This is a genomic window from Parabacteroides sp. Marseille-P3160, from assembly GCF_900162725.1.
In the GTDB taxonomy this organism is placed as follows: Bacteria; Bacteroidota; Bacteroidia; order Bacteroidales; family Tannerellaceae; genus Marseille-P3160.
The window spans coordinates 4,188,179-4,214,164 of record NZ_LT799418.1 but is presented as its reverse complement, the minus strand read 5'-3'; the positions used below and the strand labels follow the sequence as shown (position 1 = coordinate 4,214,164).

Annotated in this window: 15 protein-coding genes; 10 read left to right on the top strand and 5 right to left on the bottom strand. The window is 42.4% G+C overall.

Annotation, left to right across the window (positions count from 1 at the left end; genetic code table 11):
• The first annotated feature begins 26 nt into the window (after positions 1-26).
• From BQ8014_RS16990 to BQ8014_RS16980, 3 genes are all read left to right on the top strand, one after another.
• Entirely contained in the window at positions 27-1,397 is a 1,371-nt protein-coding gene (locus BQ8014_RS16990) for an FAD-dependent oxidoreductase (protein WP_369808817.1), read from the top strand.
• A 51-nt stretch (positions 1,398-1,448) separates the two neighbouring features.
• Positions 1,449-2,636 carry a glycoside hydrolase family 130 protein gene (locus BQ8014_RS16985; protein WP_080905393.1) on the top strand — a complete coding sequence of 396 codons (1,188 nt, stop codon included), beginning with the start codon at positions 1,449-1,451 and terminating at the stop codon, positions 2,634-2,636.
• Between the two features lie 66 nt (positions 2,637-2,702).
• Positions 2,703-5,423 (top strand): glycoside hydrolase family 2 protein, encoded by a 2,721-nt coding sequence (locus BQ8014_RS16980; RefSeq protein WP_080905392.1) that lies wholly within the window; start codon positions 2,703-2,705, stop codon positions 5,421-5,423.
• Between the two features lie 237 nt (positions 5,424-5,660).
• On the opposite strand, the gene BQ8014_RS16975 is transcribed toward BQ8014_RS16980, so the two are convergent.
• The 3 genes from BQ8014_RS16975 to BQ8014_RS16965 are packed head-to-tail and all read right to left on the bottom strand — an operon-like array spanning position 5,661 to position 6,691.
• On the bottom strand, positions 5,661-6,008 hold the full coding sequence (locus BQ8014_RS16975; RefSeq protein WP_080905391.1) for a HepT-like ribonuclease domain-containing protein: 348 nt from the start codon (positions 6,006-6,008) through the stop codon (positions 5,661-5,663).
• Positions 5,998-6,309, bottom strand: coding sequence for a nucleotidyltransferase family protein (locus BQ8014_RS16970; RefSeq protein ID WP_080905390.1), 312 nt, complete (start codon positions 6,307-6,309; stop codon positions 5,998-6,000). The genes BQ8014_RS16975 and BQ8014_RS16970 overlap by 11 nt, the downstream gene beginning before the upstream one ends.
• A gap of 58 nt (positions 6,310-6,367) precedes the next feature.
• A complete protein-coding gene (locus BQ8014_RS16965; protein ID WP_080905389.1) occupies positions 6,368-6,691 on the bottom strand; it encodes a hypothetical protein in 324 nt (107 codons plus the stop codon).
• Between the two features lie 229 nt (positions 6,692-6,920).
• Between BQ8014_RS16965 and BQ8014_RS16960 the strand changes: the two genes are divergently transcribed.
• From BQ8014_RS16960 to BQ8014_RS16930, 7 genes are all read left to right on the top strand, one after another.
• Entirely contained in the window at positions 6,921-7,487 is a 567-nt protein-coding gene (locus BQ8014_RS16960; protein ID WP_080905388.1) for an RNA polymerase sigma-70 factor, read from the top strand.
• Positions 7,488-7,563: 76 nt separating this feature from the next.
• Positions 7,564-8,562: a FecR family protein gene (locus BQ8014_RS16955; RefSeq protein WP_080905387.1), complete on the top strand. Its 999-nt coding sequence runs from the start codon at positions 7,564-7,566 to the stop codon at positions 8,560-8,562.
• A gap of 132 nt (positions 8,563-8,694) precedes the next feature.
• A complete protein-coding gene (locus BQ8014_RS16950) occupies positions 8,695-12,180 on the top strand; it encodes a SusC/RagA family TonB-linked outer membrane protein (protein WP_080905386.1) in 3,486 nt (1,161 codons plus the stop codon).
• Positions 12,181-12,211: 31 nt separating this feature from the next.
• Positions 12,212-13,810, top strand: coding sequence for a RagB/SusD family nutrient uptake outer membrane protein (locus BQ8014_RS16945; protein ID WP_160150114.1), 1,599 nt, complete (start codon positions 12,212-12,214; stop codon positions 13,808-13,810).
• Between the two features lie 276 nt (positions 13,811-14,086).
• The gene (locus tag BQ8014_RS16940; protein WP_234998075.1) at positions 14,087-16,462 is read left to right on the top strand and encodes a glycoside hydrolase family 9 protein; all 2,376 of its coding nucleotides are present in this window, start codon (positions 14,087-14,089) and stop codon (positions 16,460-16,462) included.
• A 250-nt stretch (positions 16,463-16,712) separates the two neighbouring features.
• Positions 16,713-18,470, top strand: coding sequence for an SMP-30/gluconolactonase/LRE family protein (locus BQ8014_RS16935; RefSeq protein WP_234998074.1), 1,758 nt, complete (start codon positions 16,713-16,715; stop codon positions 18,468-18,470).
• Positions 18,471-18,571: 101 nt separating this feature from the next.
• On the top strand, positions 18,572-21,082 hold the full coding sequence (locus tag BQ8014_RS16930; RefSeq protein ID WP_080905383.1) for a glycoside hydrolase family 95 protein: 2,511 nt from the start codon (positions 18,572-18,574) through the stop codon (positions 21,080-21,082).
• Between the two features lie 21 nt (positions 21,083-21,103).
• Here the strand turns inward: BQ8014_RS16930 and BQ8014_RS16925 are convergent, their stop codons facing one another.
• On the bottom strand, positions 21,104-22,375 hold the full coding sequence (locus BQ8014_RS16925) for a PQQ-dependent sugar dehydrogenase (protein ID WP_080905382.1): 1,272 nt from the start codon (positions 22,373-22,375) through the stop codon (positions 21,104-21,106).
• Positions 22,376-22,521: 146 nt separating this feature from the next.
• Positions 22,522-25,977 carry a type IX secretion system periplasmic lipoprotein PorW/SprE gene (locus tag BQ8014_RS16920; protein WP_080905381.1) on the bottom strand — a complete coding sequence of 1,152 codons (3,456 nt, stop codon included), beginning with the start codon at positions 25,975-25,977 and terminating at the stop codon, positions 22,522-22,524.
• Positions 25,978-25,986: the final 9 nt, after the last annotated feature.

The following is a 25,986-nucleotide window of genomic DNA, read 5'->3' as shown; positions in this document are numbered from 1 at the left end:
GTAGAGATTTTATAAAAAACGCTGGAATGATGGCTGTGGCAGTTGCCACTCCATCGTTTGCGGCAGCTAATAGTAGCAACGGCATCACGGCCGTTGAAGTTAGAGATACTGTATCCTTGAAAAACAAGAAGATACCTGTCGATAATAGTTGGGATGTCATCGTAGTAGGCGCTGGCCCGGGTGGTTGTACGGCGGCAATCGCGGCTGCCCGCGAAGGTGCAAAGACGCTGCTTATCGAGGCAACAGGACAGCTTGGCGGCATGGGCACGGCGGGTATCCTGAATGCCTGGTGTCCATTCTCGGACGGCGAAAAGATTATCTATCGCGGTTTGGCTGAGAAGATTTTCAACGAATCGAAGAAAGGCGTTCCGCACGAACCGGCAGACAAACTCAACTGGGTCAGCATTAATCCTGAATATCTGATGTCGGTCTATGACAAAATGGTTATGGAATCCGGTGCGAAAGTGTTGTTTTTCTCGCGTCTGGCTGCTGTTGAGAAGTCGGCCAATGATACGGTTGATGCCGTGATTGTAGCGAATAAATCAGGGCTTACGGCTTTTAAGGCCAAGGTTTATATTGATGCTACCGGCGATGGCGATTTGGCGGCTTGGGCGGGTGCTTCGTTCAAACGAGGCGACGATAACGGTGTTGTGCAGAGTTCTACGCTCTGTTTTGCTATCGGCAATATTGACCAATACAGATACGGGAACGGTCCTGCCGTTCAGTCATCGTTTCGCTCCAAAGCCGGTGATTTAATTGAATCGGGCAAATATCCTCTCTTTGATAACTTCCTAAACGACAAACTTGTCGGTCCCGGTTTGTTGGGCATGAACGCCGGCCATCTCGTCAATGTGGACGCTACGGATCCTTGGGCTTTGTCGGAAGCCATGATGACCGGTCGTCAGAAAGCCGCTCAGTTTGTTGCCGCCTTGGCCGAACTCTATCCAGATATCTTCGCTAGCGCCTTTCTTTCGAAAACAGGTACTATTCTTGGCGTGCGTGATAGCCGGCGTATTGAGGGCGATTATATCTTTACGGTTGATGATTGGATGCAAAGACGTACTTTTGAGGATGAAATTGGACGTAATTCTTATTATCTTGATGTTCATAAAGATGGGTATAAAGAGACGCGCTATAAAAAAGGCGAATCACATGGCATTCCTTATCGCTGTTTGACGCCAAAGGGTTTGAAGAACGTATTGACAGCTGGTCGTTGTATCTCGACCGATGAAGAGGCTTTCGGCAGTTTACGGGTGATGCCTCCTTGCTTAGTGACAGGTGAAGCTGCAGGTATGGCTGCCCAACATGCGATTGTGCAATCGAAAAATGATGTTCATGCTGTTGATATTAAATATTTAAGAAAGAGGTTGAAAGAGGAAGGCCAATATTTCTTATAAGATGTTTCATATGAAGATAGAGAAAAATGCCTGTCCCATAAATTTTATAATATGAAAAAGGTTTTGACTTTTGTATCTGCTCTCCTTTGCATTGCTTGTATCTCTTGTTATAATCCTCAAAAAACGAAGGAACATAAAATGGAAGAGAGGGGAAATCCATTACCTGAATGGGCCTTAGGTGGATTTGAACGTCCCAAAGGAGTAAATCCGGTAATTGTTCCGCTTACGGATACCAAATTTTATTGCCCTATGCAAAAGAAGGAAATAAACTGGGAGGAGAGCGACACCTTTAATCCGGCGGCAATAGTAAAAGGAGATAAAATATATGTCCTTTACCGGGCTGAAGATAATTCAGGCGTCGGAATAGGCAAACGGACGTCCCGTATCGGTTTGGCGGAAAGTCCGGATGGGATAACGATGAAAAGGAGGACGACTCCGGTAATGTTTCCGGGTGAGGATTCGATGAAAAAATATGAATGGCCGGGAGGCTGTGAAGATCCACGAATAGTTATGACGGAAGAGGGTCTCTATGTAATGGCATATACCTCATGGAACAGAGACAAACCGAGATTGTGTATTGCTACTTCAGAAGATCTGATTACTTGGGAGAAGCATGGACCCGCATTCGAAGAGGCATATCAAGGCCGGTTTTTAGATATGCCTTGCAAGTCCGGTTCGATTGTAACTGAAATAAAAGGGGGTAAGCAAGTCATTACAAAAATAGGCGATTTGTATTTTATGTATTGGGGCGAACATCAGGTATGTGCTGCGACATCAGATAATTTGCTTGATTGGAAGCCCCTATTGGATGAAAAAGGAGATCTTAAGGCGGTAATAAAACCTCGGAATGGTTATTTTGACAGTGCATTAACGGAATGCGGACCTCCCGCGATAAAGACAGATAAAGGTATTTTGCTTTTATATAATGGTAAAAATCAGACGGATGATAAAATGCGTGATCCTCGTTTTAACGCTGGGACTTATAGCGCGGGTCAAGTTTTGATGGATTTAGAAGATCCTATGAAGGCAATAGCCCGCTTGGATGTTCCTTTTTTCCGACCGATAGAAGATTTCGAAAAAAGTGGCCAATATATTGACGGAACTGTTTTTATTGAAGGCCTTGCCTTTTTTAAAGGAAAATGGTATTTATATTATGGATGTGCTGACTCGCAAGTAAGTGTCGCTATATACGACCCTACGAAAAATATAGATGGAGATGTTCTGCCGGAATTAAATTAAGTTCCCCCGTTTCTATGGAAATAGTCCTTATGCACAATTATAGAATGCAATAAAATAAATAATAAGATGAAGCCAGTGAAAAAAATAATCTTTTTAATTACAATACTATACACGTGTTTGTGCTACGGACAGGAGGTTCGGAATGAACGGATTTATAATACAGTTCTGAAATCGAAGGACGGACATAAAGGGGAATTTGTCTGGAAAATGAAAAAGGCGGGCGAACTGTCAGGCAAGGCGGAAGATATTTCGACCTCCGGAGTCCCGATGGATGATTGGATGCCGGCTGTCGTTCCGGGAACGGTTCTCAACTCTTTGGTGTATAATAAGATTTATCCGGAACCTTACTACGGCTTAAATAACAAATTGGAATCGAACCTGATTCCCGACCTTTATCATACAGGCCGCGATTTTTATACTTATTGGTTCAGGACGGAATTTGATACGCCTGCAGAAAATTATAAAAATAAAAAGACGTGGCTGCAGGTCGACGGTATAAATTATCGCGCTGAATTATGGTTGAACGGTAATATGGTGGGTAATATCGCCGGTATGTTTTATCAGGATCATATCGATATTTCCGATTATATTCTTTTTGATCAGAAGAATGTATTAGCTGTAAAAGTCTATCCGATTGATGTTCCGGGCACCATTAAGCCTAAAGGTAAAAAGGCGATCGGGGCTTTGAATAATGAATTTCAAAATGGAGGAAACGGAGAAATCGGGAAAAATGTAACCCAATTAATGACTGTCGGATGGGATTTTACTTTCTTGGACGGCATCCGGGATCGTAATACCGGGATCTGGAAAGACATTTCTGTTTACACCACCGGGAATGTTGCGCTTCGCCACCCGTTTGTTAAATCTGACCTGTCAAAGCCCGGCTATGATTTATCAAAACAAACGATTTCCGTCGAAGTCATTAATCCGAATGCAAACTGGACCGTTCAGGAAGTCACTGTCAGAGGTGAAATAAAAGGAGAAAATATAACCTTTGAAAAGCAAATCCAGTTAATCAGAGGACAAAAAAAAGAAATTATTTTTACTCCAGAGGAATATCCTCAATTGGTTATCAAGAATCCCCGTTTATGGTGGCCGATAAATAAAGGAGAACAGGAGCTGTATGACCTTGCACTAACGGTGACGGATAAGGGAGGCAACGTCTTGGATTCCATTTCTTCGCGATTCGGCATACGGGAAATAACTTCCGATACCAATACACCGGACAAATCACGCACATTCTATGTGAACGGAAAGCCTATTTTTATCAGAGGAACCAACTGGCTTCCCGAAAATATGCTTCGAAATTCGGAGGAACGTACCTATGCTGAATTACGCTATACGGCGCAAGCCGGCATTAATCTGATTCGTTTTTGGGGAGGAGGAATCACGGAATCCGATTATTTTTTTCAGCTATGCGATGAATTGGGGATTATGGTATGGACAGAATTTTGGATGACGGGAGATACGAAGCATCCGGTAGACGAGAGTATCTATTATAATAATGTAATCTCTACCGTCAAACGTATTCGCAACCACCCCTCTCTGGCCTATTATGTTTCATCCAACGAATCAACGGAGATGCCTGAAACAGAGGAGTTGATACAGAATTTAGATGGGACCCGGGGATATCAAATGCAATCGGAGTGCTGCGGAGTTCATGATGGAAGCCCGTATAAACAGGTTAACATTATGTGCCATTATGAAAATACGGCTTCGGACAGGGGGAGCCGGGTGGATGGCTTTAATCCTGAATATGGCGCCCCTTGTCTGCCTACGGTGGAATGTTTACGTGAAATGATGGATGAAAAAGACTTATGGCCGATAAATAAGGAAGTATGGGATTATTCGGACGGAAATGGTTTCCACCTGATGACTACAATGTATACCGATATGGTCAATGAATACGGCGAGTCGAAAAGCATCGATGAGTTTGCAGAGAAAGGGCAATTGGTTGGCGCCTTCAATTATAAAAGCATTTGGGAAGTCTGGAATTATAATAAGCTGGGTTGGGGTGACCGCTATTGTTCCGGATTCTTATTTTGGTATCATAATCCGCCTATTCGCCAGGTATGCGCCCGTATGTGGGATTGGTCTTTGGAACCTACGGCTGCGTTGTATGCAACACAAAATGCCTGTGAACCCCTACATCCGCAGTTCGATTATCTCAAAAATACGGTTTCGGTAATCAACGACTATTACCGGGCATTTAATAACTATAAAATACTTGCAGAAATTTATGATTTGAATAGCCGGAAAGTGTTTTCAAAGGAAGCAGTTGTTAATCTTCCGGAGAACGGTACGGCAAAAGATCTTTTTAAAATAGACTTTCCCGTTAATATCTCGAATGTCCATTTCATTAAATTAAGATTGTTTGATGACAAAGGGAAAGAGGTCGGCAGTAACTTCTATTGGCGTTCCAATAATAAATACGAAGGGCGTAAGACCTTGACCGGGCCTACCACCGCCGGGTTCGAGGATTTGTCCGAACTTAAACAAACTCAACTTAAGGTGAATTATAAGACTCGCAAGGAGCAAGATCGTTATTTTGTGGAAATAGATCTTCGGAATACATCGGGAACCATTGCCTTTTTTACGCAACTTCAGTTTCTGGATAGTAATAATAAACCCATCCGGCCCTCTTTTTATACCGATAATTTCTTTTCTCTACTTCCCGGAGAGAGAAAGTCTATTACAATAGAAACGAACACCTCTAAGTTACCTGTAGACAGGATATTAGTTGTGAAAGGCTGGAATATTAAAAAAGAGGTGTATTCATTAAAATAAACTACCACTTAGAATATTTATTTCCTGATTCTGCCGGATTAAAAGTAAGCCTTTAGGCAATGGCATGTTGCCTGAAGGCTTACAATAATATAACATCCGTGCATGCGACTGACAGTAAAAAATATCCTTATCCGGTCAATTTTTCAAGCACCCTATCGGGACAACCAGAACGCCGTCTTTTCTGCGCCAGGCAAATTGTCCGCCGGTTAAGACAAGTAGAAACGAGGGTGGCTGCATTTAAAGAATGGTAGATTGGTCCATTAATTTCTGAACCTGCTCTTTCAGCATTGGTAAATCTTTACTGACGACACCCCATATAATGACGTTATCTACTTTATCATAGCCATGGATAACGAATTTTCGCAAGTTGATAATCTTTCGTGCATTACTAATCTCTATTTCAGGATTTAATTGGAGTAGATGATGGGGCGCTTCACCGATAATTTCTAATTCTCGCTCTACCGCCCGTCGTAATAGTTTGTTCTGTTCGTATGCAAAAAAATCTTTTTGATCTCCTATATATTCATTGATTGAATCGATGGATTGCAGAATGTCGTATAAATATTTCCGAGAGCTACGCCCCATACAGCAATTGTTTTGTCTGTTCAACTTCATTGATAAAGAAAGGATTCGATAAAGAGCGCTTAGTGACAAGATCGATCTTTTTGGAGAATAGGTTTGTTAATTGCTCATGCAATGCAAAAAAGTTGTCCGTATATTCTTCAATTGTTATTCCCGGATCGAATTCTAATAATAAATCGATATCGCTTTTTGCCGGATCAAAACGATTTGTGTTTATGGAGCCAAATGAATATAAACTTTTTACTTTGTATTGGCGACAAAGAGCTTTTATCGATTTCAACTTATTTTTTAAGATTATATTCATATGATTTAATCAGATGATTCCGTTTTGATTATCTTTACAAAGATATCTTCTCTTTTTATCAAAACAAAATGGAGGTATAAAACCTCCGTATCCATATTTCAAGTCGTTTTATGTTATTGAGCAGTTTACCGAATGCGCTCAACAAGTTCACAACCGTTGTTTTGTCGGGAACGTCGGCAAAATTATCGATCAGCGATTTCCGGTTTACCAACGGAATGCCGCCATGCAGGTATTCGTCTCCAATTCCGAGCTTGTCCGATCCGGATGCGCACCATGCGTTCTCCTTTGTAAGAAAGATATACCGAAGTGTAAGCGGCGTAATTTTGGGAGAGTTTTCTTTTTCAGCCGCTTTCTTGGGCGGCTTTTCCCTTTTTACTGGCATATATTTTGAAAGGTTGTATTTTGGCGGATAAATTTAGTAAAAAAGGAGAAAATCGAAAAGCTAAGTGTCCGGCATTTTTCTTCTGATCTTTGCATTTTTTTGTAGGATATGTGGATTCCTGTTTAAAAATATATAAATTCGCTTTGTGATAATCGTGAAGTTGGAAGTTGATGGTTATTGTGTGCATGAAAATAGAATAACATTTGACCTTGTAACAGAATAAAATAGTATGCCTGTATCTTTTGATTATGAAAAAATCAATGGTGGAGATTCTTCTGAATTTCGTCGGTTTTTCGATAATTTCTATCCGAAATTGCTCTCTCTTGCGTGTCGCTTTGTGGAGGAAGAAACGGCTGAAGATATTGTACAAGATACGTTTCTGTTCTATTGGGAGATGAAAGATTGTCTCGAGATTAATCAAATCCATTCATTTCTTTTTAAAATTGTGCAGAATAAATGTTTGAATTATCTTAAACATTGTGAAACGGTTCGTGCTTATGAAGCCCAAATTCATATTGCCCAACTTCGTGCGGATTATATAAATGAGAAAACAGATGCGAATGAAATATTCCAGCAAATAGAATTATATGAGATACAAGCGAAGCTGGAAGAGGCTATCCGGAAACTTCCGGAAAAATGTGGACAGGCCTTCCTTTTGCGTTTTTTTGAAGAAAAGAGTTACAAAGAGATTGCAGAAATGATGGGTATTTCCCATCGAACCGTCGAGGGCCATATCAATCGTGCCATAAATCAGCTAAGGCCATTGCTTCGGCATTTACTTGCCATTCTTATTTGATTTGAAAAAAAAACGATATCCGGGCAGGTAGTTTTTGTTCTTCAGTTGTCTTCTATATGTAAACCTATATAATAATATGGATGACCAATTGTTGATACGTTTTCTTACCCACTGCTGTACTCCGGATGAACTGGAACAAATAAGCCGGTTTATATCCGAGAAGAAAGAAAATGCGGAACACTTGTTCGAAGTCGAACAGCTTTGGAGTTTAAAGAAAGAAATACGATTTTCAGATAAAAAGAAACTGGATGAAGCCTATCATCGTTTTCTTTCTTCCCTTGAATCTTCCGATGACAAATCAACATCAATGAATGTACCTAAAAGAAAGAGCCGCCGTTTGTTTGCCGTTTCTCTTAGCTTGGCAGCTTCTCTCCTTATTATTCTTTTTCTCTCTATAAAACTCTATCAAAAAGATACCTCTTATTCTATGGTTGCAAATATAGTTGAGGTCCCTATTGGTCAACGTGCTTCCCTTACTCTGTCTGACGGGACAAAAGTATGGCTGAATGCGGGAAGCCGTTTGGTATATCCGTCTCAATTTTCTTCCAAGACAAGGACCGTTGAATTGGAAGGGGAAGGTTTCTTTGAAGTTACGAAGAATGAAAAGGTACCATTTATTGTCCATTCGTCGGATATAGATGTCAAGGTATTGGGAACGGTCTTTACAATGAAAGCCTATCCGGAAGAAGAGGTCTCTGTTACATTATCAGAGGGAAAAGTCGAACTATTGTCAGAGGATAAAGTTCTTTGTGCACTTCAACCGAGGGAGCAAGCTGTTTATGTCAAAACAAATAAAATGTTGAGTATACAAAAGGAAGTTGATACAGAGTCTATAAATAGTTGGATTAATGGCGGATTTGCTTTTTACAGACAACGTCTGGATGTGATCACACGAGCATTGGAAAGACAATTCGGAGTTACTATTACAATTACCGATTCGGCGTTGGCTTCCGATTTCTTTACTTGCCATGTAGCCCCCCAAGCTAAATTGGAGGATATTCTTGACTTATTAAAAAATACCCGTAAGCTTACATACAAAACGGAAGGAAGTAAAATAACCATCAAAAAACAATAGCCTATGTAAAAGGATCAACCGTAAAAAGCGAACCGGCAAATGTTCCCGCATCTACCGGTTCCGGATAGCAAGCAAAATTGCTACGTTTCATTAAGTTAACCCAATTTATTACTTACTAAACAATACAAATGTATGAATTTTATTAAGAAGGAGCGATTGTACCGTTATAAAAAGTACAGACCGCTAAAAAAATGCATGAATATTATGAGAGCCATTGTCTTATTTCTCATTGTAGGGACAATCCAGTCATTTGCCGTAACGAGTTATTCTCAATCGACAAAGTTAACCTTGAAAGTAGAACAATCGACGGTAGCAGAAGTCCTTTCTATGGTAGAAAAACAATCACAGTTCTATTTTACCTACAATTATAATCAAATCGATGCTTCACGCAAGGTATCCATTAATGTAAAAGACAAAATGATCACGGATATCTTGAAAGATTTATTCCCTGATGGAGATGTTGGTTATGAGATAAAGGATAAGCATATCGTTTTATATAAGGTCGAAAGGAAAGACCTTCCAGGGATACAACAGCAGAATCCACAAAAAAAGCGAATAACCGGAACCATTACAGACGAATCGGGTCTTCCAATCATCGGAGCCAATGTGGTGGAAAAAGGAACGACGAATGGTATTATTACTGATTTAGATGGAAAAGTCAGTTTGGAAGTCGCTCCCAATGCAATCCTTCAGATTTCATATGTCGGCTATTTAAGCCAAGATATATCTGTTGCAAACAGGCAAAACTTTAACATTGTATTAAAAGAAGATTTTAAGCAATTGGAGGAAATTGTCGTGGTCGGATATGGGACGACCAAGCGGAGTGACCTTACTGGCGCGATAAGTTCAGTAAGCGCTTCGCAGATACAAAAAGTGCCTGTGACGAACGTTGGTCAGGCAATGCAGGGACGTATGTCAGGAGTACATGTTGTAAACAACGATGGAAGCCCTGGCGCAGGAGTTCAGGTTCAAATCCGAGGTATCGGATCTTTTGGTGATAACTCGCCACTATATGTAATAGATGGTTATCCGGGGGGCAGTACTTCAAATTTGAATCCAAGCGATATTCTGACAATTGATGTGTTGAAGGATGCTTCTGCTGCTGCTATTTACGGCAATAGAGCGGCGAATGGAGTTGTTATTATTACAACTAAAAGAGGAAATAAAGATGGCGTACGAATTGCTTTTGACGCAACTTCTTCTGTCCAACTCAAACCACAAACATATGACGTGCTAAATACTCAAGAGTTTGCAAAATTAGCGACAGCTGTTGCATCAAAAGAAGGTTCTCCTGTATTAGCAGAATGGACAAACCCCGAATCTTTACGTACAATAGATTGGCAAGATCTGATGTACAGGTCAGGACTAAAACAAAATTATAATCTTAGTATTCGCGGTGGTTCGGATAAGTCACAATCTGCCGTATCATTAGGAATGATAGATCAAAAAGGGGTTGTTGAATTTTCGAATTATAAACGATACAATATAAGTTTTACCCAAGATTATGTTCCTTATAAATGGATGAAATCATCTACAACGGCTCGATATTCCTATACTGACGAGAAGTCTCCGTTTGGATCAGGGCAAGGAGGCATAGGGAGACTGGCAAAATTGATTCCTACCATGACGGGAAATCCTTTAACAGATCTTCCGGATGATGGAAACGGGAATTATGGTTATTATAGCAAAACAGAAAATGCTGTTAGAGATAACGAAAACGTATATGCACGTAATAAGTTAAATGATCAGAAAAACATAGGTCACAACTTAACCGCTTCTTCTGCTCTTGAAATTTATCCTATGGATGGGTTGACTTTAAAAACTAATTTTGGCATCAGTTATGGCGCTTCTTCCGGTTATAACTTTAATCCGCTGGATGATAGAGTCCCAACTACACGTAAGGCAACTTATAGCCAATATGCAACCAATAGTTTTGAATATTTATGGGAAAATACGGCAAACTATACTAAAACATTTGGTTTACATAGTGTTGAAGCATTAGCTGGTGTATCTATCCAAGAAAATACAGCTCGTAATATGTACTCCGATGGAGAAGGCGTTATAAGTGATGGCTTGAGAAATATTGCATCGATGCAGACCCTTAATTCCAGCGGATATCAGCAGACATGGTCGTTGGCTTCTTACTTCGGTAGAGCTACGTATAAATTCGCTGATAAATATATTATTACGGGAACTGTTCGCCGCGATGGATCTTCTCGATTTGCAAAAGGAAATCAATGGGGTACTTTTCCATCTATTTCCGCAGCATGGCGCATCAAAGAAGAAGGCTTTCTGGAGAATGTAGATCTCTTGAGTAATCTTAAACTGAGAGTAAGTTACGGAGAGGCTGGAAACCAGAATATCGGATTATTTCAATATCAATCTTCTTATACTACAGGTAGTCGCACCAGCAATAAAGGTTATGTTTTTGGGCAGGATAAAACTTATGTCGATGGTATGGTACAGGCATTTCTTCCTAATCCCAACCTAAAATGGGAAACATCCAAACAAACGGATATAGGCCTTGATTTCGGGTTTTTAGATAATAAACTAACGTTTGTAGCTGATTACTATGTAAAGAAATCAAGTGATTTCTTGTTGAATACCAAAATGCCTGCACAAACCGGATTCCTTGAGGCAACCCGTAATGTGGGAAGTGTAAAGAATAGCGGCTTTGAATTGTTGCTCAATTACCGTGACAACAGTAAAGATTTTAAGTATGAGGTTAGCGTAAATTTCACTACAGTGAAGAACAAGATCGAGAAGCTTGCACCTGGGATGAATGCTGTCGCCAATTTGCAAAATCTGAATTTTCCAACTACAGGTAATACGCCATGGGCAGTATTCAGCATGTCGGAAGTAGGTGGATCTATCGGTGATTTTTATGGTTTTAAGACTGACGGCATTATCCAAACACAAGCTGAAATAGATGCATTGAATGCAAATGCCCGTACACAAGCGAATGATCCTAGCGTCTGGTATAATACATCGAAAACAGCTCCAGGAGATAGAAAATTTGTGGATACGAATGATGATGGAAGAATAACAGATGCCGATCGTGTCGTGATCGGTAGCCCTATCCCTAAATTTTATGGGGGCATTAATTTCAACGGTGAATATAAAAACTTTGATTTCAATATCTTCTTCAATTATTCTTATGGGAATGATATCTTAAGCTTTGTGAAAAGGAATCTTTATAGTTTAAATGGTGAAGGAAGTATTGGGCTTCAGAATGTAAGTAAAGAATTTTATGATAATTATTGGAGAGGTGAAGGCAGTACAAATAAATACACTCGTGCCGTATGGAGTGATGTCGGCGGAAATAGCCGTGTCTCAGATGCATTCGTTGAAGATGGTTCTTATTTGAGATTGAAAAATATTGAAGTGGGATATACAATACCTAACGCTCTTTCTCGCAAAATAAATGGAGCTAAGTTGAGAGTCTTTGGCAGTGTCCAGAACTTATTTACTATTACCGGATATTCAGGGATGGATCCGGAAATAGGACAAAGCATGGGCTCGAATGGGATTGCCGGAGGAGTTACAGCTTCTGGTATTGATGTTGGGATATATCCTTATTCTAAGTTCTTCTCACTGGGTATTAATATTCAGTTCTAGTTTACTAATGAAACAATTAATTCGGAATACAATGAGAAAAATAGCTAAAATAAATACATTGGTGATCACGTTATTTGTGACATTCATGTTTTCCAGTTGTGATGGATTTCTTGAACAGAAAGATACGTCAAGCATAAATGAGGGTTCACTCTTTTTAAAGAAAGATGATGGTTATTCTTTAGTTACAGGTGTATACAGTACATTCCATTTCAATATAGAATATATGCTGAAGGGAATATGGTTTACTGCGAACTTCCCTTCACAGGACTTCCACAACGCAGGTTCTGATACTTTCTGGAATACATATGAGATACCGACAGATTTTGAGGCATTAAATATATTCTGGTCTGGTAATTATATTGGGATATCTCGGGCCAATGCTGCAATTCCTATCTTGAAAGATATGATTAACAGAGGCGTATTTACAGAAGCGGAAGGTAATCGACTGATTGGTGAATGTTATTTCCTTCGTGGCATATTTTATTATTATCTGGCTGTAGACTTTGGTGGAGTGCCATTGGAATTGGAGGTCGTAAAAGACAATGGATTACATCCGCGTAACACACAAGATGAAGTCTTTGAGGTGGTCAATAATGATATGCAAACTGCTTTCGAATTATTACCATGGAAAGCAGAACAGTCTTTGTCCGACAGAGGTCGTGCTACCAAAGAAGCTGCTTTGGCCTATAAAGGCGATGCGTTGATGTGGTTGAAAAAATATTCTGATGCTATTTCTGTTTTTGATCAATTAGAAGGAAAATGTCAATTGGAAGATACTTATCTCAATATTCATGAAACAGTCAATCGTAATGGTAAGGAATCTATATTCGAAGTACAATTTACAGAATATGGTAGTATGGGTTGGGGGCAATTTGGAGTAAACAACCAATGGATATCTTCATTTTGTATGCCAAAACCAATCTCGGATTTTGCTTATGCTTATGGTGATAAGAAATTATACGATTCATTTCAGGTAGGCGACCAAAGAAAATTGGCTACTATCATAGGTCCGGGAGACGAACATCCTTCGCCTTTAATTAATTTCAAAGACTATCCTCGGTTGAAATCATACGCAATAAATGGAGGTGCCGGACTCCCCGCATCATATTATCAAGATGAGAATGGGGATCCTATTAATACTTGTGGAACTATTGACAGACCATGGGTCGCTGACGGGTCCGGTTATTTTTGTGTGAAATATTGGCGTAATCCCGAAGTTTGCGGCACAAGAGGGCAAAATTGGTTTTTAAGTCCGGATAATATTATGATGATGCGTTATGCACAGGTCCTGTTGAGTAAAGCTGAATGCTTATACCGTATAGGAAATTCAAACGGAGCTATGAATCTTGTTCAACAAATACGTAATAGGGCTTTTGGCAAAACGATAGATCCGTCTATAAATGTTCCTACGCCAGTAGAATCAGATGTTATGAAAATTATTTTGGATGAATATCGCCATGAATTGGCTGGTGAATGTTCTCTTTGGTTTTTACTAAGACGCTCGGGTGAACATTTTCAATTTATTAAAGATAAACATGGAATTGCTATTCCTGCAGGTAAGGATTTAATGCCAATACCTCAAACGCAGATCGGTTTAAATCAAACATTAGTTCAAAATCCGGGATATTAATCTTAGCTTATGATTAAAGGTGGGTTGCCTTAATAACTAGGCAACTCACTTTTTATTGATTTCAGTGAACCTTATCTTTCTGATAATCCATTTACAATTACTACTATGAGAAATTTAGTTCTTCTTTTGTGCTTTTTATCTCTTGGGGGATCTCTTTCGCTAAGAGCACAAGACTTTAGGCTGGATACTTCCGGGTATTTCCGGAATAAAGGGGTGGATATAATGGCCTTCGATGATATATACCCAGAAGGACACCAAGGTGGAATATGCATTATTATGCACGGTAACCGAGTCGCTACAAACGGAGATATTCGCCTGGAAGCAACACCCGGACAGTGGCAACCTGTACCTGTTCAGCGTGATCGTAAGCTGGATATGAAAACCAATACCATTACGGTTCAGTTGAGCTACCCTGACTCTTCCCGTCATTTGAAAGGCTCAAATCCTATGATTTATCCAGATATAGTGTTTAATTATGCCGTGACGGTAAAAGGAGAAGGAGCATCTATTGTAGTTACGGTAGATTTAGACCGGCCTATGCCAAAAGAGTTTATCGGTAAAGTAGGTTTTAATTTTGAATTATTCCCCGGTGCATTGTTTGGTAAACCATGGATAATGGATAATCAACAGGGTCTTTTCCCTCAACAACCCAATGGACCGACTTTATCCGAACCGGCAAACTTTAATCATACCGGACACTTTAATCCTGATCCGAAGGCCGATCCGAAACGGTTGACAGGACATGGCTATAGCCCCATAATTGCCGACGATATAATTGCAGAGCCATATGCAGTCGGAAAACGTTTTGTCGTACGTCCGGATGATCCGTATAATAAATACACGATTGAATCTGAAGGAACCGAACTGAAGTTATATGACGGACGCATGAACCATAATAACGGTTGGTTTGTGGTCCGTAGTGAAGTGCCTGCCGGCGTTACTCGTGGAGCCATCAAATGGGTGATCACTCCCAATGTAGTGAAAGAATGGGTTTATACGCCTGTTATTCAAATATCACAATTAGGTTATCATCCGGAGCAACCTAAAGTAGCTGTCATTGAACTGGACAAACGGGATATGAAACGTGAAAAACCGGTTCTTTATAAAATCACGGCGGAAGGTGAAAAAGAAATAAAATCGGCAGAAGGAAAAGAATGGGGGCAATTTCTTCGTTATAACTACCTGAAATTCGATTTCTCGAATATAAAAGAGGAAGGACTGTATCAGATACGATACGGCCATGCTATATCTTCTATTTTCCGTATAGCAGAAGATATCTACGACCGGGGTGCCTGGCAACCGGTATTGGAATATTTTCTCCCGATACAAATGTGTCACATGCGTATAAATGAAAAGTATCGCGTATGGCATGACTTCTGCCACTTGGACGATGCCCGTATGGCTCCGGTCGACTTCAACCATATCGACGGATATGTACAAGGACCTTCCACCCTTACTAAATATCAACCCGGAGATATAGTGCCGGGACTGAATATAGGTGGATGGCATGATGCCGGCGACTTTGATCTCCGTGTGGAATCACAGGCCGGAGAGGTCTATATTCTGGCATTAGCTTACGAAGCATTTAATGTAAATTATGATGCGACCTCTATCGACCAGATAAGCCGGATCACTGAAATTCATCAGCCGGACGGAAAAGCCGATATGCTGCAGCAGATAGAAAACGGAGTCCTGACAGTCGTAGGTGCTTATCGTGCGCTGGGACGTTTATATCGGGGAATTATCTGCAATGATCTTCGCCAGTATGTTTTATTGGGTGATGCAGGAGCGATCACCGACGGTTTGATTGGTAACGAAGACGATCGCTGGGTTTTTACGGAAAATAATCCGTCACGCGAATTGACGACTGCCGCCCAACTGGCTGCTGCTTCACGTGTATTGAAGGGATTCAATGATACATTGAGCGTCCAGTCGCTGGAAACAGCCCGCGAATTATATAAAGTAACGGAAGTAACAGGACGCTCCAAATCGGCTAAGATCCATGCAGCTACAGAGCTATTTCTTACCACAGAAGAAAAAGAATATAAGGATTATTTACTTTCAGAGACAAATTATATTATTCAAAATATTGAACGTGTCGGATGGTTTATTGGACGGGCAGAAAAGAAAATAAACGATACGAAGTTTACTAAAGCAGTATATGACGCTCTCTTTGATTTTCGTTCCGAACTGGAAAAACAGGGAGCGGAAACGCCATATGGCATTCCTTATCGCCCTCATATCTGGGGGGCAGGTTGGGATATACAGGCTTTTGGCTACCGTCACTACTTCCTACATACTGGTTATCCGGATATTTTTGGCCCGGAGTATATCTATAATGCGCTGAACTTTATACTTGGCTGTCATCCTGGTCAAAATACATCCTCTTTTGTATCGGGTGTAGGTGCCAAATCGGCTACGGTCGGCTATGGGCTGAACCGGGCGGACTGGTCGTATATTCCCGGCGGGGTTATTTCGGGGACGGCATTGATTCGTCCTGATTTTCCGGAATTACTGGAATTTCCCTTCCTTTGGCAACAAACAGAATATGTATTAGGTGGCGGCTCCTCACATTATATGTTTTTGGTACTGGCCGCCCGACAATTGTTATCAGACCAAAAGCATTCTAAAGAGGAACATTCGGTGAAATAAGAATTTGGTGTTCATAATACATCCGGATTACATTCTTTATATAACTTCAATTTCTTGATAGTTTAGAATAAACCGATCCGACCCTCAATAGCCAAATAAAATTAGTCGGACAATAACATTTCATATGGAAAACTTGAGTTTATTATACGATATTTTTCTAATAATGCATATATTTGTTAAACCAGAAAACGATAGTATAATAATCGGATAAAAACTTCTTTTATTTTTGTCCGGTGTGTAAATATGAAAAATGATGAGACATAGGGTAATAATTGCTTCATTCATTCTAGGATTGCTGTTCTTTCACAATCAGGGTGATGCACAAAATAATTATGTACTTACTATTGATAGCAAAACGAGAGACGGCGTAAAATATGGAGAACATATTGCAACTCAATTTAAAGATTCTAAAATATTTCCCGGTACAATACGATATGTGGATGTATATGTACCTGCGGGATATGATGGGAAGAGTCCGGCTTGTGTTTGTGTCTTCCAGGATGGGATGAGCTACAAAGCAGACACAGTGGTGTCTAATTTGATTGAAAGCAAAGAGTTGCCGATGATGATTTTAATAGCTGCGTCTCCGGGTTGGATTCCAGGCGATTATGATGCAGAAAGTCCACGGGCAAATAGAACCTATGAATATGATACGCCATCTCCTCGTTTTGGCAAATTTCTTTTAGAGGAATTACTCCCCTTTGCTGAAACGCTGCAAACCTCAGATGGTCGAAAAATAGTATTATCAAATAAAAGAGAAGACCGAATGATAACAGGGTGTAGTTCCGGTGCTGCATGTGCCTTTAATGTAGCGTGGAATACAAATGCTTTTTCGAGAGTATATAGCTCCTGCGGATCTTTTACGGGGCTTCGCGGATCTTTTACGAATGCAACCTTGGTGCATAAGTTTGAAACAAAACCTATACGCTTTTTCTTTCAGAGTGGTTCTCATGATATGTGGACGTCGTTTGGCGACTGGTGGAGCGCAAATCAGGCAATGGTAAGGTCGATGGAGTTTGCCGGATATGATTTTGATTATAAATTCACCGAGAATGCCAATCATTGTGATGATAATGTTACACAAATATTTCCGGATGTTTTGAGATTTCTATGGAAAGGATATCCTGATAATATTCCATCACCCAAGCATAAATCCCATAATGGCATGATAAATCAGATATTACTGGAAGGAAAAACATTTGAAAAACTATCATTATTAGATGTTATGGGTGGTAAATTAGTGTCAAATAATGGATCCTTATTCGTAACATCAGAAAAAGAGACGTGGGTCCTTGATGAACATGGCGGGAAAGGTGAATCTTATCTGGATAAAAGAATATTAGCTTTTGGAAACGATGGGATATCTTTGGTTTATAGTACGCAAAAGGGATTAGAGATTTTAGACAAAAACGGAAAAACAATCAAGAGAATATCACAAAAAATCTACCCACATGCGGCAGTTGCTTTAAGAGACGGACGATTCTATATTGTTGGGGCTTTGGGTCGGACAGATAATCCGCGTATGTTATGGGCTTTGTCCTCTGAGGGTGCATTGTCTTTGGAAGATGAGAACTTGAAAGGGGCGAGATCATTAGGAATAAGTGCAAATGATAATTGGCTTTATGTATTTGAATACGATACACGTCGGGGTTTCAATTATATGGTTCAAAAAGATGGGAGCGGTTTAAAATATAAGCAAGAGTTTTTCTATATCCATCTTCCCGACGAGGCGGATGGTGCGGAAGTTTCCTCATCTGTTACTGATAATTATGGCCGTACTTATCTTGCGACTGCTTATGGCATTCAAGTGTGTGATTATAATGGACGAAGTGAAGCGATACTGCCTCTCCCGGATAATGTTAAGCCTATTTCAATCACATGGGGAGGTAAAGATCTTAATTATTTATATATACTGGGAGATGATAATATTGTATATAGAAGGCAATTGAATACAAGGGGAGCATCGGTAAATGATCTTGCTCCTAAGATACGTGTTGGTGCAGGTTAACCGTCGGTTTGTATTCATAGATAATGTATTACTCATAACCTAAGTATAATATGAAATTGAAAATTCGAGTGTATTTCTCGTCTACATTTTACATATCCATTATGAAAAAAACAGGATTTATCACCGGCATGATTATGATAACGCAGTTATGTATGGGCGATGGACACTTGCCCCAAACTGCCGGCTTGGAGGCCAGCAAACGGAAAATACAGATCGATGCCAATTGGACTGATCGTGCTCAGCTTTCCGGTAAGGGAGCTAAGCCGGATGGAAAGAATGTATTGTGGTATCGCAATCCGGCTAAAGTTTGGGAAGAAGCCCTTCCTCTCGGAAATGGAAAACTGGGAGCTATGGTTTTCGGAGGAGTAGCGGATGAACGTATCCAGCTCAATGAAAATACCGTATGGGACGGTTATCCTTTAGATGCCAACAATCCGGAAGCATTAAAAGCATTGCCTGAAGTACGACGTTTACTTTTTGAAAACAAGAACAAGGATGCTGTAGAACTGGCTGAAAAAACGATGCTGGGCATTCCCTCGAGAATCAAGTCTTATCAATCATTAGGCGAATTATGGTTTGACACTTCTGTTTTGGTTGCTGAAAATTATGTGCGGAGCCTTGACCTTTCCACCGCTATTGCTACAACTCGCTATTCTTCAAATGGAGTGACTTATACCCGTGAATATTTTGCATCGGCTGTAGAAAATGTGATTATTGTACGATTTACGGCTGATAAGAGAAACTCCATAAATCTGTCCCTTACGCTACGCCGGGAAAAGGATGCGGAATGCAAACCGGTTGCATCCGACCCGGCTTCTTTACTCTTAAGCGGACGCATTTCCACAAAAGATGAAGACGGTAATCCGAGAGGCATTAGTTTTGCTGCACAAGTAAAGGCGGTTGCTGAAAATGGTATGGTAAGACAGATAACGGACAATTCTAGCCACACAGAACTGCTTACTGTTAAAGATGCAGATGTACTTACCTTATACATTGCTGGGGCAACTAATTATCCGGGAATGGAGAATCTGGCGAAAGGCATATCCGAATTCTCGGAAAATCCGGAAAAGAAATGTAGCGAAACAATAGAAAAAGTAATAAATAGGCCATATTCACAACTGAAAAAAGAACATATTGAGGACCATCAGAAATATTTTGGCCGCGTAGAATTAAATCTGGCAAAAGCAGCTCCCGAAGTTGAACTGCTTCCAACCGACGAACGGCTGGACTTAGCCCGTAAAAGCGGTACTCCGGATTTAGGACTGGTAGAAACCTATTTCCAATTCGGTCGTTATCTTCTGATCGGTTCGTCCCGGCCGGGTGGTATGCCGGCTAACCTGCAAGGCCTTTGGTCCTGGCAAATGAATGCGCCCTGGAATGCCGACTTCCATACTAATATAAATTTCCAGATGAACTATTGGCCGGCAGAAATCACCAACCTTTCAGAATTGCATACCCCGATGTTTGATTTAATGGATCTATTGGTCATATCCGGTGAAAAGACTGCACAAATACAATACGGCGCTCGCGGTTGGGTGGTGCATCACTTAACCGATGCCTGGGGCTTTACAGCTCCTGCTGACGGTCCGCAAGGCATTTGGCCGATTGGATCAGCCTGGTTGGCCCAACATCCATGGGAACATTATGCCTTTACCGGAGACAAAGACTTCCTTTCAAAACGTGCTTTTCCTTTGATGAAGGGGGCTGCGCGTTTTATCATGGATTTCCTTGTGGAAGCTCCTGCCGGAACAGCCTATGCCGGTAAATTGGTAACGAACCCATCCTATTCACCGGAAAATGCGTTTTATCTTCCTGATGGTTCAACTTCCGTTTTCACATATGGGGCGACAATGGATCTGGAGATTATACACAATCTGTTGACAAACTGTATCAAAGCCTGTAAGGAATTGAATATAGACAAGGAATTCCGCATTGAATGTGAAAAGACATTAAAGCGATTGCCTACAATTCAAGTAAGTAAGACGACCGGACGTATTCTCGAATGGGCGGAAGATTATAAAGAGGTAGAACCTCATCATCGCCATACTTCCCATTTGTTCGGTTTACATCCCGGCAATCAGATTACAGTAGAAAATACTCCCGAATTGGCAGAAGCCGCACATAAAACCTTGCTCGCCCGTGGTGATGACGGAACAGGTTGGGGGCTGGCGTGGAAAATTAATATGTGGAACCGTTTATATGATGGAGACCACGCCTACAAATTATTGTCCGTATTATTGAATACCAAAACATTGCCTAATTTGTTCGACAATCATCCTCCCTTCCAGATCGACGGGAACTTTGGCGCTACGGCGGCAATAGCCGAGATGTTCCTGCAAAGCCATGCGACCACCGCCGATGGATTATTTGAGGTTCATTTATTGCCGTCTCTCCCCGTTATGATGGCGGCTGAAGGCTCCGTCAAAGGGCTTCGGGCAAGAGGCGGATTTATCGTAGACCTCTCATGGGAAAATGGCCGATTGGTACGGGCTTCGATCCAATCTACGCTGGGAGGGAAATTGAATCTTCATGTCGGAAATGCACATACAACTTATAACACGAAAAAAGGAGAAGTTATAACAGTAAACGGAAGCTTGAAAAAAGAGAGATAATGCTTTTCCTGTTTTCTCTTTTCATTTGACAGATACCCTCCATATTGTCTTAGCAGCATCATCGCTTACCAAAAGCGAACCGTCCGGCAATGCCGCCACACACACCGGACGACCGTATACTTCACTCTTTGAGAGATCGGCAATGAAACCCGTCAGGAAATCCTCAGATGGTCCTGAGGGTCTGCCGTCTTTAAACGGGACGAATATGACCTTGTAGCCTGATAATTCGGATCGGTTCCATGAGCCGTGTTGCCCGATGAACATACCTTTGTGATATTTCCGGGGAAAGGCGTCGGAATGATAAAACATAAGGCCCAGCGAAGCAGTATGTGCTCCCAACGGAACATCGGGGATAAGTGTCTTAGCAACTAAGTCCGGGCGTTTGCCCTTATGGCGCGGATCTTCATGAGCGCCGAAATATGCATAGGGCCAACCGTAAAAGCCTCCTCCTTTAACACTCGTGGCATAGTCGGGAACCAGGTCATCACCCAATTCGTCACGTTCGTTTACGGCTGTCCATAAAGTTTGTGTTCCCGGCGCCCAGTCCATCCCTACCGGATTGCGTAATCCGTAAGCATAGATGCGTTCGCCGCTACCGTCGGGATTGATTTCAAGGATACAGGCTCGCCTTCGCTCTTCTTCCATCCCGTGTTCTCCCACGTTACTTGCCGAACCGATAGAAATATATATTTTAGTCTGTTGAGGGTTGGAAATGATATTGCGTGTCCAATGATTGTTATATCCTCCGGCGGGTAATTCCAATATACGTTTTCCATCCGATTGCATTATAGTATCGCTTGCCTTGTAGGGAAAACGCAAGAGCCCGTCGGTATTCGCCACATAAAAATAATTGCCCATCACCAGCATTCCAAAAGGTTGGTTCAATCCTGATAAGTAAGAATACCGGCTTTCGTAGGCGCCATCTCCGTTTTTGTCCCGAAACAGAGTGATCCTGTTTGCACTTCCGAAATTCTGGGCTTTCGACCGGAAAAATTCATCCTTTTCATCGATTCGCTTCTCTTCGGGCATACGTGTTCCCGCCTCCGACACAAAGACATCACCATTAGGCGCCACATAGATCCATCGCGGATTCTCCAATTCTTTGGCAAACAAAGAGACTTGGAAACCCTCGGGTGCTATCGGTTTCTTTCCTTCCGGCCAGCCGATCACCGTGCAGAAATTGCTTGTCGGCCTTGTAGCATATGGCTCGGGTAAGCGAACCGTATGTTGTGCCAACAAGATATTGACGCTTCCTGCAATTATAATTAAAAGGAGCATAGCATATCGTGTCATAGCTCTCTGTTTTATGATATAACATGAAAATAAGCAGCTAAGTTTATTTTAACGTCAGTTAAGATTGGTTCTTAGCAGGCGGTGGCTTGACCGTTTGGGCCGGCATATAAAAATGTCGGATTCTTTTACCGGAAAGAGAAAGAAACTTATTTCTTTTGTTTGGCTTTTTGGGCGGCACGGCGGGCGGCTTCCCGTTCTTTAAGCTGCTGTTTGCGGAGTTTTTCGCGCTCGCGGAGCTCGGCTTTACGGGCCTTCTTTTTTTCTTTCTGCTCTTTTTCGCGCTGTTTCAGCTTCTCTTTTTGCTCTTTCTCTTTCTGCTTGCGGAGCTCTTCACGGGTTTGAGCTTCTTCCTTGCGTTGTTTTTCGCGGGCTTTCAGTTCAGCTTCGCGAGCTTCTTTTTCCGCTTTTTCCTGTGCTTGGGCCTCTTCGGTTTCCCGTTTGCGCATTTCTTCCAACTCCTTAAGGGTAATGCTATGACTCTCATCCGTCGGTGCGACGATAGGCGCCGGCACACTGTCTTGCGGCGTGGCGGCCGTCGTATCCATTTGTGTTTCCATAGGAGACTGGATGGAAACGGTGTCAATCCGGGTCGTATCCTGGCTAACCGGCCTTAATTCCGGAACAGGCTTTTCTTCCGGTAGGGAGTCGGAAACGCTTTCTTTTGTGGGCGGAACTTCTTCCGTGCGGTCGCTTGCTGTCTTTTCCGCCGGCGCCTCCTTTGCCGGTGCTTTGGTTTCTACCTTTGCCGGCGCTTGCTTCTGTTGTTCCTTCTCCGTCTCGGCAGCCTCTTCTTCCGCGTCTAAACGGGTCTGTTGGCGGGTAATGAACTCGGGCAGCAAAGCCTTGAAATGTTCGGCGAAATAGTCCATGTATTCATCCAGTGTTTTCCCCCTCATCAACGTTTCGTTGTTATGGTCGGAGATCGGAATGATGGTGATGATACGATCCAGGCTAACGGCATATCCATCCTTGCCGTAGATCATCCGATAGTAACGGATAATTTCGTCCATTGTATTGAATCCGCTGATCGTCAGTATACTCACCGGTCCTGATTCTTCAAAGCCCAGGTCAAAGCTTTTTACTTGGAAATTTGCAAAGTTATAGGCCGCCACGGCAAAGAGCAATTGGTTCTTGTCCACACTTCCGGTCGGATAAATCAGCAACATTCGATGCGGCGCCTCGGTTTCCGGGGAGAAGACACGCGCCGAGTCTTCGGCCGACAACGAGCCGTCGCTTCCCATGCCGAAACGTAGGTTCCAGGTCATGCCGGTAATGCCTCCCTGTACGATCGAACGGCCCCGGAGGATTCCCTTCAACATCTCGCTTGCCAGTTCGGTTACATCGGTATCCGGATACTTGTCGATCAACTCTTTCAGTGCCGTTTTAAAACCTTCGGCGTCGCCTGCTTGTACATAGGTCAAAGCATTCAGGAACATGAATTTCGGCATCAGCGTACCCAACGGATACTGCTCGCTGAAATTTTTGTAAAGGGTACGGACTTTTGTTGTATCTCCGGACAGATAGGAATTGTAAGTTTGCTCATAAATAGAGTTCTGAGCCGAATCCATGTTGCGCATGTTCTGTTCGTAGTTCGGATCGGCGATGGCAACGGCATAGTCGCTTTCCGGGAAAGCCCGGATCAGCCGGTTCTTATATTGCTCCGCGAGCGCATGATCCTTCATCTGAAGCGCCATCAGGAACTGGTTGAAGTAGCTGTCCAACCGGTATTTGTGATCGGGAAAACGTCTCTCCAGTTCATCGAACGCACGGATAGAGAGGGGCAAATCCTGCAGTTTATCCTTGTAGATCATCGCCATGTTGAACAAGCCGTCTATGATGATCAGGTTGGAAGCCTCGATATCTTCTTCCGTCAACGGCAACTGGCGCAAATAATACTCTCTCTGATGCGGGTCGGAGGCTAGCGAATCCAACACGGCCAAAGCCGAATCCGGGAGAAGCGGTTCACTGCCGGCAGCCTGGGAATCTACGGCAAGTGGTGAATCTGCGGTGAATGCCCCCGAATCATCGAAGGTACTCATTTGTTTCTTGCGCCGGCGCCAGTTATCTTCCAGCGTGCGCCGTCCCCATTTGTTCTGGAATTGGGTCTTTCCTTGGGCAATCAATTGCGGATTATAGAAGTAAAAACTCCCGTCCGACGAAGCCATCGGTAGGGTTGCCGGGTTGGCGGCCGGTGCCTGGAGAGCGGAGCCTTTGCTTTCCTGTTCCGCCAGGTAAGCTTCCTTCTTAGCCAATTCTTCCGCTTCTTTCTCCTGCTTGATAACGGCTTCGATTACACTGTCGATTCGTGCCAGGCGTTCCTTTTCAGGCATTTTGGCTACATATTGCAGGCTATCCTGCAGATGGACGGCTTCAGCGTAAACGACGAGTTCGTCCAATACGGCAGAGAGTTCGGAGACCCGTTCATAATCCTTGAATTCCTTGCCGATGCCGGCTAATGCTCCGCTGAAGCAAGGCTGGGCATGGATATAATCCTGTTGTTGGAAATAAATGTCACCCAGCCGGATTTGGCAGATCGCCTTATCAAGGCCGTTCTGCGTACTTTTTTCAATCCCGAGCCTATAGTTGTCGATAGCATTGGCCGTATCCTTTTCACTCATGTAAATATTTCCGATCGCATAATAGACCTGATCCAGGTAATCTTTGTTCTTCGGACTTTTGGACATCCGTTTCAAGCGGTTGATCACTTTCGGGGTGTCTCCTTTCGGATAAACCTCCGTCTGGCGGATACGCGCGGCAAATTCGAGTTCATAAGGAGGATTGGAGCGGGGAACAGTGCCGAAGGCTTCGTAGGCAAGGGCGTTTTGTCCCTGTTGGGCATAAAGTTGGCCTAACAAATAGCGTTGGCGGCTTCGTTGCCTGCTGTTTTTCTCCGCTTTGATAGCTTTGAGGAGATAAGGTATGGCTTCCTCTTCCTGCCCGTTCTTGATCAGGTAATCGGCATAGATCCGGTTGTATTGATTGAGATTTGCCCTGGGTATTCCGCTTTTGTTCAGCTTATTCAATACATCTTCAGCTTCATAGAGCCAATCCATTTCGGCGTAGCTTCTGGCTTGCCAGATGCGCGCCTCCGCCATGACTTCCGGATCTTCCTTGTAATGGCGGGCAATGTAGGAGAATGTCGCGGAAGCCTGCAGGAAATCGGCATTGTAGAATTGCCCTTGGCCGATCAGCAGCCAGCAATGTTTCAGGAAAGGATTATATTCTTCCTGGTTTTGAAATGCCACCTGCTTCGGATTGTTGCGCCAGCCGGCTTTCTTTTTCGGTTTTGTCTGAATGGAATGCAGTTTGATGGCTTTGGTTCCCTTTTCAATCGCCCGGTCGAACGGGCCTCCGGTTTCGGACTTGTCTTTCGGCTGTGCGCTGACCGGAAACATGTGAATCTGCTCCGTATAATTCTCCTTATACCCGTCCTGAAGAGCTTTCAGGGATTCGTCGAAAGAGACTTTTCCGTTATAATGGATATTATACCGCGAGGTAAAGGAATGGTAAAACCGGCTTGTTCTCGTGTTTTTCTTTGTACTACACGAAAACAGCAGGGCAAGAAGCAAGAACGGAATAATATATAAGATTCTTTTTTTCACAAACGCATG